Below are 19,224 nucleotides of genomic sequence, written 5' to 3' on the forward strand. Positions count from 1 at the left end.
AATCAGTTTTAAGTGAATTATCACCTACATTTTGCTCTTTACTCTGTTGGTTGCAACGCTGTTGGCAGGATCGTCTGGCCAAAAATGTTTAGGGTAGCGGCCTTTCATTTCCTTTTGCACGTCGCGGTAACTGCTAGCCCAAAAGTGCGCTAAATCTTGAGTAAGTTGCAGTGAGCGTTTACCCGGCGATAGCAACTCCATAAGCAGTGGCAATTTACCGTTGGCAAGCATAGGCGTACTGGTCAAGCCGTAAACTTCTTGCATACGCACGCTTAGCTTTGCGGGGCCGTCAAGTTGGTATTCTATTTTTATATTTGAGCCACTGGGCACTGTTAAGCGCAGTGGTAACAGTGCTTTTAAAGCTGTTTGGTGTTGCCAATCAAAACAGTTTTGTAATGCCTCAAGGTAGTTAAACTTTTTAAGCTGTGTGAGGGTTTTAATATCTTCTAAAAACACGCCTAGCCACTGCGCTGCATTTTGAATAAGTTGTTGCTCATTTATTTGTGGGAATTTATCAGGCATTAAATTACTTGCTAAGCTCATACGTATCAGCAATTGCTGCGCATCAGGTTGCTCGTTAAATAATGCAAAGCCATGTTTAGCAAATAAGCTAAGCCACGCTTTAGCACGCTCGCCCTTATCTAATTTTTGTTTACTAGGCTGGCTGGTGAGCGTTATAGCACCAAGCTTTACTTCATCTTGATGAATAAAACGTGCTGATTTTTCGTCAAACTCACAGCGAGTAAGTTCACTAAATAAATGCGGTAAAAATTCTTGTAACTCAAATGGGTTAAGCGCGGTGGCAGCAAATATACGCCCTCCTTTGTGCCCGCCCATGGTTGCTATAGCTAAGTAATCGTCGTTGTGCCAGTAATCGGCATTTAACTCAGCACCTGCACCGTTGGCAAGTAGGTAACCATTACCGCGTTTTTTAGCAATACGATCTGGGTATGCCAATGCCACTAGCAAACTAATATAATGCGTATTTAATTCGCTGTTTTCGTCTTTTACTTTTAAGCGGCTTTGCCAATATTTTAACTGTTGTTTAAATACCGGATGCGGACGTTGCTGTTGGCTATGCAGCGCTAAACTCAACTCGTTTGGACTATTTACTCGGCTCTCAAGTAATGCCACTAAATAAATAGCAAGGCGATAAGTACCAGGGAGTTGGTCATCAAGTATTTGGGCTTTTAGTAGCATATGCGCCAAACGAATATCAGCACCAAAACCTAACATTTTACTGCCAAGCGGTGTGAGCTTACCTTTGCTATCAATAGCTTCTAGCATGTTAAGCAGGTTACTTGCCTGCTCGCATTGTTGCTCAGTGGGCTTATCGAGCAAGGTTAGCTCATCAATACTGGCTCCCCATTGCTTTGCCTCAAGCATAAGTTGGCTTATGTCTGATGTGAGTATTTCGGGATTGTCGTGGCTATTACGTCGTTCAAAAGTTTGCTTTGAGCCAATTCGATAAACAATGCCCGGCTCTATTCGCCCTGCACGCCCTGCACGCTGCACAGCAGATGAGCGCGATATACTTTGTGTTGTGAGCTCAGTAACCCCTGTTTTTAAATTAAAGGTCGCTGCACGGCGCTTGCCGCTGTCAATTACAATGCGTATGCCTTCAATAGTTAAACTGGTTTCGGCTACATTGGTGGTAAGCACTACTTTGCGTATGCCATTTGGCGCGGGAGCAATAGCAGCTTGCTGATTGGCTTTATCTTGCTCGCCAAATAGCGTTACTACTATACAGTTACTCGGTAGATCGGTGAGTGCTTGTTGTACACGTAGTATCTCAAATTGCCCAGGTAAAAATACCAATGCGCTACCTGTTTGTTCATTAAGTGCTTGTTTTATTATGCTAGGAATTGCATCAAGCCAGCGGCTTTCATCTTTTATGGGTATGTATACTTCGTCTATTGGGTAGCTGCGACCGCTTGATTGAATTACAGGGCAATCAAAAAACGCTGTATAACGCTCAGTATCAAGCGTTGCCGACATAAGCATAATGGTTAAATCTTCACGCAGCGCACTTTGGGTCTCGAGCGCAAAGGCAAGTGAGGTGTCGGCTGCAATTGAACGTTCATGAAATTCATCAAATATAAGTAAATCTATATCGCTTAATTCGGGGTCGTTTTGCAGCATGCGCGTTAGCATGCCTTCGGTAACTATCTCGAGGCGCGTATTCGCGCTTACTTTACTCTCGCCCCTAATCCGCAAACCTACACTTTGCCCAACACTTTCGTTTTGGCACTTTGCTAAGTAACTGGCAATATTACGTGCAGCTATTCGGCGTGGCTCTAGCATTACAATACGTTTAAAATGCCCATCGCGCATTAGTTGCAGCGGCAACCACGTAGATTTACCCGCACCAGGTGGCGCTTGTAATAACGTAATAGGATTACTTTGTAATGTAGTAACGAGTTGTTGATATATGTCTTGAACCGGCAGCACAGCTATTTACTCTAAATTACTTTGCAGGCATTGTAACAAAAAACCAAAGCCTAGCTGCGGTTGATGTTTATTAATAATTGCTATTAACTACCCGATACCATTCTAATTCGATCTGCAGGCACTCGTAATTGCTGCATTAAGTAAATTTTAAATGGTGCTTCGTAAGGTTGCTCATCAACCGCTTTTTGCATGCACAAAAGCCATGCGTCACTTTGCTCAATTCCTACATGTAGATGTTTGTGCGCTTGAGGAATGTTAATACTGCCAAAATGTTCAGCGTATAATTTAGGACCACCTAACCAGCCCGACAAAAAGTAAGCAAGTTTTTTACGCGATGCCAATAAGTCTTTTGAATGCATACTCCTTATATGTTCAGCCTCTTTTAAAGCGTCCATATTATCGTAAAACGCATTCACCAATTGTGTAATACCTGCTAACTCACCTGCCATTTTGTATGAGCAGTCACCCACTCCGTATTCACACGTTTTTGTATTCATAACTCACTCAGGTTAACTACTTTATTTAATACCTGCATATTAGCTTAAAACAAAAATTTAAGAATGAGTTACATCAAAGCGGCGTATCTTATGTCAGCAATAATTACAGGCTGCTATGTATATTTTTTAATAAAAAGCGCAATATTAAAAACAAAATCGCTCAACATAAAAATATAACCAACTGATAATAAAAGCAATAAAACCATTATTATTCATTGGTACAAGGCTTGCTACTTTATAACTGACAGTTAATTCACTAACCTAAAGTAAGGATAAACTTATGAACAGCGATCGTATCGAAGGTAATTGGAAAGAACTTAAAGGTAAGGCTCAACAAAAATGGGGCGATCTTACCAACGACGATTTAGATAAAATTGAAGGTAGCCGTACAGAGCTAGTTGGTAAAATCCAGCAGCAATACGGTAAATCTAAAGAAGAAGCAGAGCGTGAAGTTGATGAGTTTGAAAAAGGTCGTTAAACCGCGTTAACCGCTTTTAAAAAAACCGCCATTTGGCGGTTTTTTTTGTTTAAGCTGTAGGTTATTTAGCTACGCTTTTAATTGGTTACCAATCGGTAACTGCCTAATACGCTTTCCGCACGCTGCAAAAATAGCATTACATAATGCTGGCGCATAAACTGGTGTAGACGGCTCGCCTACTCCTGCTGGTGGTGCATCACTTTGTACAATTTCAACGTCAATCTCAAGAGGTGCGTCGCTCATACGCGGTACGCGATAATCATGAAAATTACTTTGCTGTACGCGCCCTTTATCAAAGGTAATACCATCGCTGATTGCAGTTGTAATCCCATAAATAGAGCCACCTTGGGTTTGGTTTTTCACGGTGTCGGTGTTTACAACAGTACCCGCGTCAATGGCAACCCACGATTTAATCACTTTTAAATCGCCAGCATCCGACACTTCTACCTCAACTACCGTAGCTACGTAAGTTAAAAAGCTTCTGTGTGCTGCTATGCCTAAACCTCGACCTTTAGGAAGCTCTCGCCCCCATTTACTCATGTCAGCTACTTTTTCAATAACATGGCGCAGTCTGCCAATATCTAAAGGATAAACCGCTTTATCGCCACCGTAATTATCGTATGTGGCATTTTGCTCGGTTACATCAACAATACGACTCGGACCTATCGTGTCTAGTAAATAGTCTTTTTGGTCGCGACCGGCTTTGTGCGCTGCTTCGCCAATAAATGACTGAATAGCAAAGGCATGAAAAATATTTGATACAGAACGCATCCAACCAATTCGTGCTTTGGCTTGCGCATCACCGTTTTCTAACTTCATGTTAGGTGTGTTAATAGGGTTATCGGTAAATCCTAAGCGCAGTTCAAAGCTCCCTGGCGTAGTCGCCCCTTCTGAAAAGGTAGAGGTAATAGGTGAAAACGCGGTGCGATGTAAATACGATTCTATTGCGCCATTTTTATCTAGTGATGCTTCAATGTGCTGAGCCGAAACTGCATGGTAAAAACCATGTTGTATGTCGTCTTCACGCGTCCATTGCACACGAATAGGCTTGCCTACTTTCATTGAAAGGTAAGCTGCCTCTGCTGAAAAGTCAGGTTTTGACTTACGCCCAAAGCCGCCTCCTAACATGGTAACGTTAACGTTAATTTTGCTCTCGTCCATGCCAAGCATTGCAGCCACTGTTTTCATATCGGCTTGTGGATTTTGCGTAGCAGCCCATATATCAACACTATCTTTGTTGTACATAGCTGTTGCACAAGGCGGCTCCATTGGTGCTTGAGCAAGGTGCGGTGCGTAATAATCAGCTACGAGTTTATTGCTCGATTTAGCCAACACGCCCATGGCATCGCCTTTATCACGTATGTTTGCCTGTGGAGTTTGTACTGTTTTTAGTAATGACTTTTTAAATTCTTTTGAATTGTAATCGCCATTTTTGCCATCATCCCACACTACTTTTAATGCTTTACGCCCTTGCCATGCAGCCCATGTGTTTTTAGCTATAATCGCAATTCCGCCTTTTGGCTGAAACTGCGGCGCGCCTTTTGGTGCAAGAATTTCAATAACATCTATAACGCCGTTTATCGCTTTTGTAGCACTAGCATCAAACGACTTAACAACACCGCCTACTACCGGCGGGCGTTCAATTATAGCCACCAGCGCTTGTGGTTCGCGTACATCGGCTGCAAATATAGCTTTGCCTGTTACTAAATCGGCTAAATCTATGTGCGCCATACCGGTATTAATGTAGCGCCATTCTTTGCGTGTTTTAAGTGTTAGTTTGTCAGCTTCTGGTGGCGTTATTGTAAATGCTAAGTCGATTAAATCTTTATAAGTAAGTGATTTACCTGAGCTGTGAGTAACAACGTGCTGTACTGCGGTACATGTTTCTGGTTTTACACCCCAATGCTTAGCGGCAGCAAGCTGCATCATGTAACGCACACTTGCGCCCATTTCACGCAGGCGCTGCATGTTGTAGCGAATACTGCGCGAGCCATCGGTATTTTGATCGCCGTATTTAGGATCGCCCTTACCCTGAATAACAATAACCTTATCCCACGCGGCTTCCATTTCATCGGCAACTATTTGTGCAATCGCGGTGCGAATTTGCTGACCCATTTCAGAGCGATGGCACGTTATTTCAACCATGCCGTCTGGGCGCAGTGCAATAAATAAGTTTGCGCGTTTTGCCAGCTCAGATGGCTGCTCTAACACACCCGCAAATGCTCTTGGCGCACTGCCTACAAAATAAGTACCGAGTACTAACGCACCTATCGCACTGGTTTTTAAAAACTTACGACGGTTTAAATCAAAGTATTTGTTATCTTGGTTCATACTTCTTCCCCTTGTTCATTTGGGTCAAAATACTGAACACTCGCCATTGTTTTAGCAGCTGATTTAATTGCTTTATGAATACGCGGGTATGTACCACAACGGCAAATATTTCCCGACATATTACTTACTATTTCATCGTCGGTTGGGGTTGGGTTTGCAGCTAATAAGCTTGCAGCTTGCATCATTTGGCCGCACTGGCAAAAACCACACTGCGGTACTTTATGCTCAACCCATGCTTGTTGCACTGGGTGATCGCCCTGCTCGCTTAACCCTTCAATTGTTGTAATTGAAAGACCCGCTACTGCCGCTACAGGCAATACACACGAGCGCTGAGCTACCCCATCAATATGCACGGTACACGCACCGCACTGAGCCATACCACAGCCAAATTTAGGCCCAGTTAAATTCAATTCGTCTCGGAGATACCATAATACTGGCGTTGACGGATCGCCAGAAAACTCATGTTTATTACCATTAATGGTAAGCGTGATCATACTAAACTCCTTGGCAAAGCGCTTTACAGGAGGGTTCCTTGTTGCGCGAGAACTATTTTTAATTACTTACTATTTTATACTTACTACTTTTAGCCTACCACTTAGATCTGTTTTATAAAAATACTAATTATTAGAACGTTTAAACCACATTGAAATTATTAACGTCTGATTATTAGTATTAGACTAGGGACTGCAGACCTTTTTAGATTGAAGTTCACTCAATCTAGGGGAGATTTAATCGCGGCGGGAGGTTTGTAAACAACAAAGCGTAAATTGCCCCTATGCAGAATCCTCGGGGCAGTGCATGTTAAACCTCGAAAGATAAACAGCCCTAAATAAAAGCCTAAAAACATCCAAGTTAAAACTTACAATATATTTAAGCAAAAATCGTATTAAGTAACCACATCGTTATTAGCAAAGTGTAGGGTTATACGAACACCTATGACAAAAGTAAGCAATAAATCGTTGAGTTTAAAAAGATTATTAATAAATAAAAAACCGCCATTTGGCGGTTTTAGATAGTGTAAATAAGCTTTTAACTACTAATTAAAACGGCGTCTACCAAATAAAACCACTGATAGCAGCGTAAGTAAGTAATAAATACTGCCACCAGAGCTAGAGCCTGAATCAGATGAAGGAGTCGCTACCGCAGCAGCTTGCTTACCTTCAACGTTTATAGTCACGGTTTGAACTGCTGAACTATCAAATTTATCTTTAGCTACATAACTAAACGTTACTACATGATCAGATTCGCTCGTAGGAGTTAGTTTAAACAATCCAGTATCAGGCTCAAATGTTAAAGTTCCTGAATTTGGCTCAGTTACCACTTCAAATTCAAGTGTATCGTTGTCGCTATCTAATGCTGAAAAGCGACCATTCACTTCACTCTTATAAGAGGTGTTATATGTTACATTTTGAGCTTGTGGGGCTGTATTTGTTAGTTCAATAACAACATTATGAAGCTCAGATTCAACTAAAGAATCCTTCACTGTAAAGCTAACTGATACTGGCTCAACCGAGTCACCACTTGGTGAAAAGGTCACGCCACCTAAAGCAGAGTCCATTAACTGAATTTGCCCATGAGCAGGCGAATTTTTAATTTGAAATACTAATGGCTCAGCGTCTTCATCCACACCTTCTAGGTTAAAGTTAAGCGGTGTATTCCAATGAGTTTGCAGTGTCATATTATTTGCTGTAGGTGCTGTATTTGTGAGCTCTAACGTTAAGCTTGATAACGCTGAACGTGAACGATCTTTTACTGTGTAGTAACTAAGCTCGTCAATGCCTACAGTCCCCGAAGGTATATAAGTTAGTAGACCCGCCTGTCTGTCGGTAAACTCGACCCTACCCAGAGTTGGTCTCTTATTTAAAACTACATAATCAATATCATCTGATACAGGTAAATCTATTTGTATGCTTTTTAAAACATGATCAGAGTAGCTTACAGCTTCAGGCTTAGCTAAAGGCTCAGTAACTTGATTAGAAAACACCTCCAATGACCGACCCGCCAACAAGGTATAATCAACATTATTATACGTAGACGTTGCTAACCAACTGTCATTATTATTACGCTCAACAGTGTATGAAACCACATTGTTATCTAGGTTATATTCACCAAACTGATCTGAACACGAATACTGCACAAACCCAGCTCTTACAGACACAATGTTATTTAAAGAGTTTTGGCACACTTCACTAATTAATGTTGTCTGCCCATTTAAAGCCACTTTATAAAGTGAGCCATTATAGGTAGATGCAACTAAAGTTTCTTCTCCATTAATTACAGTATTAACCAAACCGTTAAAGCTTTGTTCTAAAGCAACTTTAGAGATCGTGTTTTCAGAGTAGTCATAACTGATGAGGTAATCACTAACAAGACTAACCACATCTATATTTTCGTTATTAAGGAAGCTTCCCGTTACTATTGAACTCATGCCACCCCAATAAAACCCTAAGCGAGGCGATGTTTTTAATAACTCTCCAGTTTGCCCATTTAATACTTTAAAAAAGGTACCTTCACTTCCTGTATGCTCAGCACCATTACCTACTATTATTTCCAGCTTGCCATCATTATTAATATCTAACGTTGTTAAGGTACTAATGTAGTCTCCGCCGCCAAGATATGTTTGAAATAGCTCTTCACCCGTTTCAGGTGAAAACACCTGCACATTCGCATCGTATATAGCAGAGCTGCCAGCAATAATATAATTCTTACCATCATCAAACAGCTGAGCAGTAGCAACTAAATTGTTATTATCCCAATCGTTATTAACGTTTATGTTTGTAAGGATTTTTTCATTAGTTTGTGTATCTACAATATGCAAAGCGTTACTGTCACGCTCGGAATAAAGTATATCTAAGCTTCCGTTATTATTAATATCAGCAAGTGCTAACGCTTTATTTGAATAGTACTTGATACCTTTAGCCCACTGCTGCGATTTATCATCGGTGTTGTGAATATAAAAACCATCTTCACCAGATGAAGAATAACCTGAGCCCCAAGCAATATTTTGCTTACCATCACCGTTAAGGTCATCTACAACAATACCCGATACACCATGCTCTGGATTATTAATACTCCAAAACTCAACGCCTGTTGTGAGTGAAAGCGCGTATAAACTTCCCCACTGACCATCGCCGTAAACTAAATCGTCGGTACCATCGTTATCAATGTCTGCAACTATTACCTTATCAATATCTAAGTCGCTTTGGGCTGTCCATAAAATGCTTTCAGTGCTTGGGCTTAGCATTTCTATGCTGTACCAACTTTGCCCATTAATCACTTCATCTAAGCCATCGTTATTAATATCAACAGCAATTAAATGCTCGCCATTAAGACTCACACTAAGTTGTTTATGCAGTACAAATTCTGAATTTTCGAATCTATAAACCGCACCATCACTAAATAAAACTTCTTTTGCATTAGCCTCAGTAAACGAGCCTGTCACAAAATTTTGTGGTACGTTTTCAAGTACCGCAATTTCAGACAAATCGAGCGAGTTAAGTACAAAAAGCTTACTACTTTGATAAACAAAAAGCTCATCTTGCCCATCGTTGTTTATATCAAACTTATCTGCTGCTCTTGGGTAATAAAACTCTTTACTTAGCTCTATCTCTTGAGTGACTAAATTAACTTTATGTACTGCGTTATTTTCTAAAACATATAAGTAGTATGTATCTGCCACTGTATCTTTAATTAGCGTGGTATCTTCAATATAGTCATCAAAGTCGTAGCGAGCAGTTACTTCATACGCACCTTTCACATATTCTATAATATTAAAATTGCTCTCTTGGGCGGATATAATGTGCTTACTACCCACACCCGACAAAGGTGCCACGTACAAGCCTTTTCGACCTGTTGAGTTGCCTAACGAAAATTCACGAAATACGCTGCTAAGCTCTATGCTTTCCTCGTCTAAGGCAGCTTGAGTAAAGCTATTATTTTTTATAATTGGCGCGAGTAGAGGTTTTTTAGATAAACTTTCAAAATGAGCTTTATCAAAATTTATTTTTTGATCGTTAATTAAAACAGCATCACCGTAAGTATTTTCTTGAGTGTTTTTTATAGGCTGAGCGTGAGTATTGGCATTCACTGAATACGCGCTCATCATGAGCAACGTAAGGCAAGATAGTTTAATCAATTCCATAATCCTTTGTATTTCTTTATTTAATCACGTCACTACAACTGCAACGTTCCATTAACACGGCATTATATAGAGTAGCAACCGGAAATAAAGAGGCGATTAACAAAGTTTTACAAAGAGATAGAAGAAATAAAGTAATAACATTTAACTTGCAGCTAAAGCTACTTTTATAGAAATTTTAGCCGCATACTTACTAATAAAAAGCGATTATTGAGTGCTTATAACATCTTCAGACAACAACCTCTCATCGTCTTTATAAACTTCAAGCCAACCTGGCGGCGATGTATCACAGCCAATAATAGTTACTTGTAGCACATAACTATAGCGACCATTTTTAAAGGTATAATGATGATTCCCACCGCTACCTTCAAATGTAATATCGCCATTTAATAAAACCATATCAGGCTTGTCGCTTGGTTTTTTATTAATACCCCACACTGCATACCGATAATTATGATCGCCTAAATCATCAACTCGAATATGGTAGCTAGACGTTTTCCAATCGAGTACTGGCTTTTCAAAAGTATTAATACTTGCGTGCAAGGATTGCTTACCTTGTTCGATTAAGCTTTTAGCAAGTGCCTGCTCTTTAGTATTTTGTGTATTTACAGCAATAATTTTACCGTCAGTATCTACCCACATAACGCCGTTATTTAGCATAATGCCGCGCCAACCAACTTTATCCCAATCGATATCAATGTTTGAACTGGCAATAACTTTGGCGAGTTCATCGTCAAACACTTCATCAAAGCGGTTAATAAACTCAGCTTCATTTTTAATGTCAGGTATGGGGTACTGTCGTTTTAGTGGGTAATAAACAAGCGAAGCAATAGCTGCTTTATCGTTACCTTCAAAGGCAGCAATAACAGGTGAAATGAACTCGTGATATTTTTTCTCAAGAGCAAATGTGCTAGATGTGAAAAGTAGAGATAGGCACAGTAGGATGTGGTTTAGACGCTTCATTTATAGTCCTTTATTTATTCTGATGCTTAACAATCTTAAATGACTTGAAAGCAGCTCTAGCATATATAATTTCAACACCTCTATCCTGAATGCAGAGGGACTTTTCTAGCTCGCTTCGAGTTAATTTTGACTGGCATCCAATAATTATTTTAGATAGTTTCATATCCTCATTGAATGGCTGAAAATAAAGATCATTTTCTTTTTCAAAATTATTAAGGTCCCGAATTGTTCTATATTCTTTTTCATATCCCCAATGTTTGAATTTAGAAAGTAATAACTTTAGTGGGAAGTTTCGATCATCTATTAAATTACTTTTAAACCTTTCAGAATAATATTTTACTTCTTGAGCACCCTCTTTGTTAGATAGCTCAAGTTCCACACATATGCCCTTGTGATTATTAGCATAATGAGCCCACTGAACAGGGTTTGACCAAATTTTACTAAAGCACAATATTCCAAATTTTCTTGAAACATCTAGTTTCATCTTATTTAAGCTTGCACGTATATTAGGTGTACTAGTTTCAATACCTAATAACTCAAAAGGGTCATTCAAATTATCGAAAGTTGAGGCCTTAATCCTCCTATTTGATAAATTTTTTAAGCCAAATACCTCATCCATGTAATGATAAAGCTTCATTTAATCTATAATCCTATTATTTTTAGAAAAGAATATTTTCCTGAATAAAAATCACGTTGCTCAGCTTTTTATTACTACTTATACTAAATAAACACTGAATACATATGAACCAATTTTTACATCTTTTCAATTATATAAAAAACGAGCCTATCTTGGCTCGTTTTTATTTTACTGATAGCTAGAAACTAACCGTTTCGCTTTACTCCGGATCATACCCCAAGTTAGGTGACAGCCATCTTTCAGCTTCTTCAAGCGTCATATTGGTTCGTTTAGCGTAGTCTTCTACCTGATCGCGTTGTACCGCCGCTACTGCGTAGTATTTTGCTTCGGGGTGTGAGAAGTACCAACCTGAAACAGCAGCACCTGGCCACATGGCGTACGAGCTGGTTAGCTGCATGCCAATGCGTTTTTCGGTGTCGAGCAACTGCCAAATTTTCTTTTTCTCGGTGTGCTCTGGGCACGCTGGGTAACCTGGCGCTGGGCGAATACCTTGGTAGTTTTCGCGTATTAGCTCATCGTTTGCTAGGTTTTCGTCTGGTGCAAAACCCCAATACTCTTTACGTACTTTTTCGTGTAAGTATTCTGCAAACGCTTCGGCGAGCCTGTCGGCAACCGCTTTAATCATTATTTTGTTGTAGTCGTCTTGCTGTACATCAAACGCATTCGCTAAGTCGTCTTCTTCTAAACCGCCCGTTACTGCAAACGCGCCAAAATAGTCTGGTGTACCTTTGGGTGCTATATAGTCGGCTAGGCAGTAATTAGCAAAGTCGGTTTTTTCGGTTTGCTGACGTAAATGGCACGAGGTAGTTAACAGCTCTTTGCGTGTTTCGTCAGTATATATTTCTATGTCGTCCCCAACGCGGTTAGCAGGGAATAAACCTATTACGCCAAGTGGTTGCAAACTGCCTGCTTTTTCAAGGTCGTCTAACATGTCGTTAGCGTCTTTAAATAAGCTTTGCGCTTGCTCGCCTACTACTTCGTCGGTCATTATGCGCGGGTATTTACCGGCGATTGACCACGTCATAAAGTATGGCGTCCAATCTATGTATTTACGTAAAGTGGCAATTGATACGTTTTTAAACTCGATCACGCCGAGCTTTTTAGGCACCGGTGGCGTGTAGTTATCCCAATCAAGTTGTGCTGCGTTATCGCGTGAGCGCTGGATTGTAACAGGCTTAGAGCGAGGTTTTTTACGCGCTTGTTGCTCGCGTACTTTTACATATTCAGCTTGGGTTTTTTCTAAAAAACCAGGCTTATGCTCTTTTGATAATAAATTAGATACTACACCTACCGCACGGCTGGCATTACTTACATACACTACGCCTTTGTCATATTGCGGCTCAATTTTTACTGCGGTGTGCGCTTTAGAAGTAGTAGCACCACCAATTAACAGCGGCAGTTCAAAACCACGGCGTTTCATTTCTTTTGCTACGTGTACCATTTCGTCAAGCGATGGGGTAATTAAGCCCGACAACCCAATAATATCGGCTTTTTCGTCGATGGCGGTTTGGAGTATTTTATCGGCAGGTACCATTACGCCTAAATCAATAACTTCGTAGTTATTACACTGTAGTACCACGCCTACAATATTTTTACCTATGTCGTGTACGTCGCCTTTTACGGTCGCCATCACTATTTTACCGTTAGTTGAGCCTTCTTCTTTTTCAAGCTCAATGTATGGGTCTAGGTAGGCTACGGCTCGCTTCATTACGCGCGCCGATTTAACAACTTGTGGTAAAAACATTTTACCTGCGCCAAATAAGTCGCCTACTACGTTCATGCCGTCCATTAACGGCCCTTCAATTACGTGAATAGGTTTAGCTGCTGCGGCGCGGCATTCTTCGGTATCTTCATCTATAAAGGTAGTAATACCTTTAACAAGCGCGTGCTCAAGGCGTTTTGCAACAGGCCATGTGCGCCACTCTAAATCTTCTACTCGCTCGGCTTGCGCCATACCCGAGTATTTTGGTGCAAGCTCTACTAAACGCTCGCCTGCGCCTGAGTCGGTGTTAAGTATTACGTCTGTAACGGCTTTACGTAGTTCTTCTGGTATATCATCGTAAACGGCTAGTTGCCCCGCATTTACAATACCCATGTCCATACCAGCTTGAATAGCGTGATATAAAAACACCGAGTGAATGGCTTCACGTACGGGGTTATTACCCCTAAACGAAAACGATACATTTGATACACCGCCCGACACTTTACAGTGCGGCAAATTTTGCTTAATACGGCGAGTGCCTTCAATAAATTCTACGGCGTAGTTATCGTGCTCTTCTATACCGGTGGCTACGGCAAATATATTAGGGTCGAATATAATATCTTCTGGCGCAAAGCCAATGTCTTCTACCAATATTTTATAACTGCGCGCACATATTGCGAACTTACGGTCTGCCGTGTCGGCTTGCCCGTCGGTATCAAACGCCATTACAACAGCGGCTGCACCAAAGCGTTTTATTATTTTAGCTTGGCGAATAAACGGCTCTTCACCCTCTTTTAGCGATATTGAGTTAACAATTGCCTTGCCTTGAATACACTTTAAGCCTGCTTCTATTACTTCCCATTTTGAGGAGTCGACCATAATTGGTACGCGAGAAATATCAGGCTCTGAGGCTATTAAGTTTAAAAACTTAACCATGGCGGCTTTTGAGTCCAACATGGCTTCGTCCATGTTTATATCAATAACCTGTGCGCCATTTTCTACTTGTTCGCGTGCCACTGTTAGCGCGGCTTCAAAGTCTTCTTCCATGATTAAACGTTTAAACATGGCAGAACCCGTTACATTGGTACGTTCGCCGACATTAGTAAATACTGCTATTTGTTGGGTCATGCTGGCTCCTTAATTTAAGTTACAGGCTTCAAGGCCTGATAAACGCATGCGTACTTCAAGCTCTGGTAGTTGGCGTGGTTTAACGCCCGCTAAACCTTTTGCAAAAGCGCGAATATGCGCAGGCGTGGTGCCACAGCATCCGCCTACTATATTAATAAAGCCCGATTTACCCCAATCGATAATTTCGGTTGCCATATCGCCCGCTTCTAAGTCGTATTCACCAAACTCATTGGGTAAGCCCGCATTAGGGTGTACCGATGTAAAGGTTTCGCACACGCGCGACAACTCTTCTACATATTGGCGCAGTAAATCAGGACCAAGCGCGCAGTTTAAACCAATCGAAATAGGCTTAATATGGCGAACAGAGTTATAAAATGCTTCAGTTGTTTGTCCCGAAAGCGTACGACCAGAGGCGTCGGTAATAGTCCCCGAGATCATAACTGGTAATGTGCGCCCTGCTTGCTCAAAGGCTTCTTCTACGCCAAACGAGGCCGCTTTTGCGTTAAGGGTGTCGAATATAGTTTCGATTAGTATTAAATCGGCGCCGCCCTCCATTAATGCAAGTGTTGATTCAATATACGCAGCAACCAGCTTATCAAAGGTGACATTTCGGTAACCCGGATCGTTTACGTCTGGCGAAATTGAACACGTTTTAGCTGTCGGCCCTAAAACACCGGCTACATAGCGCGGTTTTTCTGGCGTTTTAGCCGTAAATTCATCACAAATGGCGCGTGCTAATTTAGCCGACTCTAGATTTATTTCACGACTTAGGTTTGCCATGTCGTAATCTTCCATCGAAATAGTGGTCGAGTTAAACGTATTGGTTTCGATAATATCGGCGCCCGCTGATAAAAAACCACGATGAATATCAGTGATTAAATCGGGCTTGGTTAGGCTTAATAAATCGTTATTGCCTTTAATTAATACATGCCAGTCTTTAAAACGCTCTCCGCGATAGTCTTCTTCTTCTAGCTTATGATCTTGGATCATGGTGCCCATAGCGCCATCTAAAATTAAAATGCGTTCTTTTAATGCGGCGCTTATTTCGGCTTGCTTATTATTTGTAGGAGCGTTATTCGGCATAGTTGTTAGTCCTCACGTCTTGGCTAACTAAATTAATATCATACGGTGTGGTTTGGTACACGTAGTAATTTAACCAGTTCGAAAAAAGTAAAAAAGCATGGCTTTGCCACGTTTTTGAAGGTTGTTTAGTTGCATCGTCATCCGGAAAGTAATTTTCGGGCTTTGGTGCATTAGGGCTTTTTTTACAATCGCGCTCGTATTCTGCTTTTAGCGAGTCGGCGTCGTACTCTGGGTGGCCGGTTATAAACACTTGGCTACCCGATTTATTTTTAAGTAAGTAAGCCCCTACTCGCTCAGAACCTGCCAGTACAACTAGCTCATCACAGGCGTTTATTTTATTTATATCAATGTGGCCGTAGCGTGAGTGCGGTACCAAAAAGGTGTCGTCGAATCCGCGAGTCAGTGCGCCGTGATCAAAGTAACATTGGTGGGTAAATACGCCACACAGTTTGTCGTCTTTTAAATCGCGCTTTAAATTGTAACGGTGATATAGCGCTGCATGTGCTGCCCAGCACGAAAATAACGTAGAGGTAACATGTTGCTCAGCCCAATCAATAATAACCTTTAGCTCATCCCAATACGCTACATCGTCGTATTCTAAATGCGCAAGTGGCGCGCCAGTTACTATTAATGCATCGTAATTGTTGTCTTTAACCTCAGAAAAATAACGGTAAAAGGTATCAAGGTGCTCTTCTGAATTACTGCTACTGCGGTGAGTGTCTAGGCGCAGTAGCTCTACGTTTACTTGCAAAGGCGAGTTGGCAAGCAAACGAATAAACTGAACTTCGGTTTCTACTTTATTAGGCATTAAATTTAAAATAGCCAAACGCATTGGGCGTATTTCTTGCGTTTTTGCACGTGTTTTTGGCATTACAAATACGTTTTCTTGACGTAAACGTGCAATTGCCGGCAACTCGTCTTTTACTGTAATTGGCATACTTTACTCCTGCTCATAAAAACCGAAAGTTAATTATGAACTGAAAGTAAAAAATATCAACCTCTAGATGTATAGATGTCTAAATGAAATTTATTCATTCTATTAAATTAGGATTTACCGAGGTGGTATGTATGAGGAAAAACGCCTCTATTATAAAATAACCTGCTTTAATATTTTGAAGTAGCGCTACTAAAAACGAGTAGCACATATACAGTTAAAAACGGTAAACCACAGATAAATTAAGTGCGTAAATATCGCCTTCATCTGTATCAAAATATTGGTATTCAGCGCTTAATTGCCAGCGTTGAGTTAACCTAAAGTCAACGCCAGTTCCGTACGTTACGCCGCCTTCGTCGTAGTTTTGCTCAGTTATTAACGTAGAATTTGTATCTGTACCAGTTATTGATTCTGCAAGGTTTTTTAAGTCGCCTTCATTGTAACTTAATTTATTTCTACCATAGCCACCAAATAAAAACACATCAGATCGAGATGAAATTGGATAATTAGCTTTTACAAATATACTTGTTTGCAAATCAAGGCTTGAATCGATTTCGCTCTTAATGAATTCTGAGCTAAGCGAACCGTCCTGTGGGTTCTGAGTGTAAACAATTCCGTTTAAAGGAGTTGACTCATCATTTAACCCAAAACCTATACGCCCTTCTAATGCAAAGTATCGCGAAAACTGATATCCAAACCGGCCGTAAAGCGTTGTAAACTGTATGCTATCACTCTCGTATACATCAATTTGCGTAGACCCTATCCCTATTCCTTGGTAATAACCATTTACATGGAGTATGTCTGCTTGGCTCGAAAATGAGTATAAACCTAAAAGTAATGCCCCTAACTTTGTAACTATTTTCATGTTCATTCCTTTAAATCTTTGTAATATTTAATAATATGATGTCTAACAACAAACTAAGTGTGGCCTGCCTATATAACTTGCTTATACTTTACAGCTTGTAAATATACTGTACCACTTTTGTTAAAAATGGAATGTATTTGAACAATATAAAACAATAGATTACAGAATTTTACATAATAGAAATCCTGTAATAGTAGTGTTTTAAACGAGCAATCAAAACAAAGTACCGCTTAGGTAAGCGTATTGTTCTATACAGCATTCGTTGACTGTTTCACCCGTCAGCCACTACAATACAACATTGAAATTTTTATTATTATTTGAAGGCTTTCCTCCATGGTTTTACCTGATAAATTTATATTCTCGATGAGTCGAGTATCTAAGGTTGTGCCACCTAAGCGCACTATCTTAAAAGATATTTCGTTACACTTTTTTCCTGGCGCTAAAATTGGTGTGCTTGGTTTAAACGGTTCTGGTAAATCTACGTTACTACGTATTATGGCCGGTGTTGACCAAGATTTTGAAGGTGATGCACATCCTCAGCCTGGTACAAAAATTGGTTATTTACCGCAAGAGCCTGTTTTAGACGAAAGCAAAACAGTTCGTGAAATTGTTGAAGAAGCTGTTGGCGAAGTTAAACACGCACTTAAACGTCTTGACGAAGTGTATAACGAATACGCCATGGAAGACGCTGACTTTGATGCACTTGCAAAAGAACAAGGCGAGCTTGAAGCTGTTATTCAGGCGCACGATGGTCATAACATCGACAACGTTTTAGAACGCGCAGCTGATGCACTTCGCCTGCCAGAGTGGGATGCTAAAATTGAGCACCTTTCAGGTGGTGAGCGTCGTCGTGTTGCTATATGTCGATTATTGCTTGAAAAACCAGACATGCTTATTCTCGATGAACCAACTAACCACTTGGATGCTGAGTCGGTTGCATGGTTAGAGCGCTTCTTACACGATTACGAAGGCACTGTTGTGGCGGTAACGCATGACCGTTACTTCCTTGATAATGTAGCGGGTTGGATATTGGAGCTTGACCGTGGTGAAGGTATTCCATGGGAAGGTAACTACTCTTCTTGGCTTGAACAAAAAGATGCGCGCTTACAGCAAGAACAAAAATCTGAAAAAGCACGTCAAAAATCAATTGCACAAGAACTTGAATGGGTTCGTTCAAATCCTAAAGGTCGTCAAGCTAAGTCAAAAGCACGTATGGCTCAGTTTACTGAAATGCAGCAGTCTGATTACCAAAAACGTAACGAAACTAACGAGATGTTTATTCCACCTGGCCCGCGTTTAGGCGACCAAGTACTTGAAGTAACAAATCTTCGTAAGAGTTTTGGCGATCGCGTTTTAATTGACGATTTAAGCTTTAGTATGCCAAAAGGTGCCATTGTGGGCATTATTGGTGCTAATGGCGCGGGTAAATCAACGCTGTTTAAAATGATCAGTGGTGAGCAAAAGCAAGACAGCGGTAGCATTACCGTTGGCGAAAGCGTACACCTTGCTACTGTTGATCAGTTCCGCGACGGTATGGACGAAAGCAAAACTGTTTTCCAAGAAATATCAGACGGCCAAGACGTACTAAAAATTGGTAACTTTGAGTTCCAAAGCCGTGCGTATGTAAGTCGCTTTAACTTTAAAGGTAACGATCAGCAAAAGTTTGTTAAAGACCTATCAGGTGGTGAGCGTAACCGTTTACACCTTGCTAAGTTATTAAAAGCTGGCGGCAATGTGTTACTACTCGATGAGCCAACCAATGACTTGGACGTTGAAACACTACGTGCACTAGAGAACGCTATTTTAGAGTTTCCTGGTTGTGTAATGTGTATCTCGCATGACCGTTGGTTCCTTGACCGTATTGCTACGCACATTTTAGATTACCGCGACGAAGGTCAAATTAACTTCTTTGATGGTAACTATACTGAATACGAAGAGTGGCTTAAAAAGACACTAGGTGCAGCAGCAACTGAACCTAAACGTATTAAGTACAAAAAAATTGGTTAATATTTACTGT

Annotated in this window: 13 protein-coding genes; 2 read left to right on the forward strand and 11 right to left on the reverse strand. The window is 40.7% G+C overall.

Annotated elements, in window-relative coordinates:
- Positions 1–24: 24 nt before the first annotated feature.
- On the reverse strand, positions 25–2,451 hold the full coding sequence (gene hrpB, locus I6E85_RS13950) for an ATP-dependent helicase HrpB (RefSeq protein WP_024589262.1): 2,427 nt from the start codon (positions 2,449–2,451) through the stop codon (positions 25–27).
- 83 nt (positions 2,452–2,534) lie between these two features.
- Entirely contained in the window at positions 2,535–2,948 is a 414-nt protein-coding gene (locus tag I6E85_RS13955) for a group II truncated hemoglobin (protein WP_024589263.1), read from the reverse strand.
- A gap of 280 nt (positions 2,949–3,228) precedes the next feature.
- On the opposite strand from I6E85_RS13955, the gene I6E85_RS13960 reads away from it, so the two are divergent.
- Positions 3,229–3,426 carry a CsbD family protein gene (locus tag I6E85_RS13960; protein ID WP_007581220.1) on the forward strand — a complete coding sequence of 66 codons (198 nt, stop codon included), beginning with the start codon at positions 3,229–3,231 and terminating at the stop codon, positions 3,424–3,426.
- Between the two features lie 69 nt (positions 3,427–3,495).
- On the opposite strand, the gene I6E85_RS13965 is transcribed toward I6E85_RS13960, so the two are convergent.
- The 9 genes from I6E85_RS13965 to I6E85_RS14005 all read right to left on the reverse strand — a co-directional run bounded on the left by I6E85_RS13965 (position 3,496) and on the right by I6E85_RS14005 (position 17,207).
- The gene (locus tag I6E85_RS13965) at positions 3,496–5,757 is read right to left on the reverse strand and encodes a xanthine dehydrogenase family protein molybdopterin-binding subunit (RefSeq protein ID WP_197237031.1); all 2,262 of its coding nucleotides are present in this window, start codon (positions 5,755–5,757) and stop codon (positions 3,496–3,498) included.
- Positions 5,754–6,251 carry a (2Fe-2S)-binding protein gene (locus I6E85_RS13970; RefSeq protein WP_002958127.1) on the reverse strand — a complete coding sequence of 166 codons (498 nt, stop codon included), beginning with the start codon at positions 6,249–6,251 and terminating at the stop codon, positions 5,754–5,756. Before I6E85_RS13970 ends, I6E85_RS13965 begins: the two co-directional genes overlap by 4 nt.
- 542 nt (positions 6,252–6,793) lie before the next feature.
- Positions 6,794–9,892, reverse strand: a complete 3,099-nt coding sequence (locus I6E85_RS13975) for an Ig-like domain-containing protein (RefSeq protein WP_197237032.1) — start codon at positions 9,890–9,892, stop codon at positions 6,794–6,796.
- Positions 9,893–10,102: 210 nt separating this feature from the next.
- On the reverse strand, positions 10,103–10,858 hold the full coding sequence (locus tag I6E85_RS13980) for a hypothetical protein (RefSeq protein WP_024589266.1): 756 nt from the start codon (positions 10,856–10,858) through the stop codon (positions 10,103–10,105).
- A gap of 10 nt (positions 10,859–10,868) precedes the next feature.
- On the reverse strand, positions 10,869–11,495 hold the full coding sequence (locus I6E85_RS13985) for a DUF2971 domain-containing protein (protein ID WP_024589267.1): 627 nt from the start codon (positions 11,493–11,495) through the stop codon (positions 10,869–10,871).
- 199 nt (positions 11,496–11,694) lie between these two features.
- Positions 11,695–14,325, reverse strand: coding sequence for a methionine synthase (gene metH, locus I6E85_RS13990; protein WP_024589268.1), 2,631 nt, complete (start codon positions 14,323–14,325; stop codon positions 11,695–11,697).
- A gap of 9 nt (positions 14,326–14,334) precedes the next feature.
- Complete coding sequence (locus I6E85_RS13995) at positions 14,335–15,408, reverse strand: homocysteine S-methyltransferase family protein (protein ID WP_197237033.1); 1,074 nt, start codon at positions 15,406–15,408, stop codon at positions 14,335–14,337.
- Positions 15,398–16,345, reverse strand: a complete 948-nt coding sequence (gene metA / locus I6E85_RS14000) for a homoserine O-succinyltransferase (protein WP_007376156.1) — start codon at positions 16,343–16,345, stop codon at positions 15,398–15,400. The genes I6E85_RS13995 and metA overlap by 11 nt, the downstream gene beginning before the upstream one ends.
- A gap of 214 nt (positions 16,346–16,559) precedes the next feature.
- Entirely contained in the window at positions 16,560–17,207 is a 648-nt protein-coding gene (locus I6E85_RS14005; protein WP_024589270.1) for a porin family protein, read from the reverse strand.
- A gap of 333 nt (positions 17,208–17,540) precedes the next feature.
- Between I6E85_RS14005 and ettA the strand changes: the two genes are divergently transcribed.
- Positions 17,541–19,214 (forward strand): energy-dependent translational throttle protein EttA, encoded by a 1,674-nt coding sequence (gene ettA / locus I6E85_RS14010; RefSeq protein ID WP_007581203.1) that lies wholly within the window; start codon positions 17,541–17,543, stop codon positions 19,212–19,214.
- Positions 19,215–19,224: the final 10 nt, after the last annotated feature.

The organism is Pseudoalteromonas sp. NZS71, from assembly GCF_015864715.1.
GTDB classification, from domain to species: Bacteria; Pseudomonadota; Gammaproteobacteria; order Enterobacterales; family Alteromonadaceae; genus Pseudoalteromonas; species Pseudoalteromonas arctica.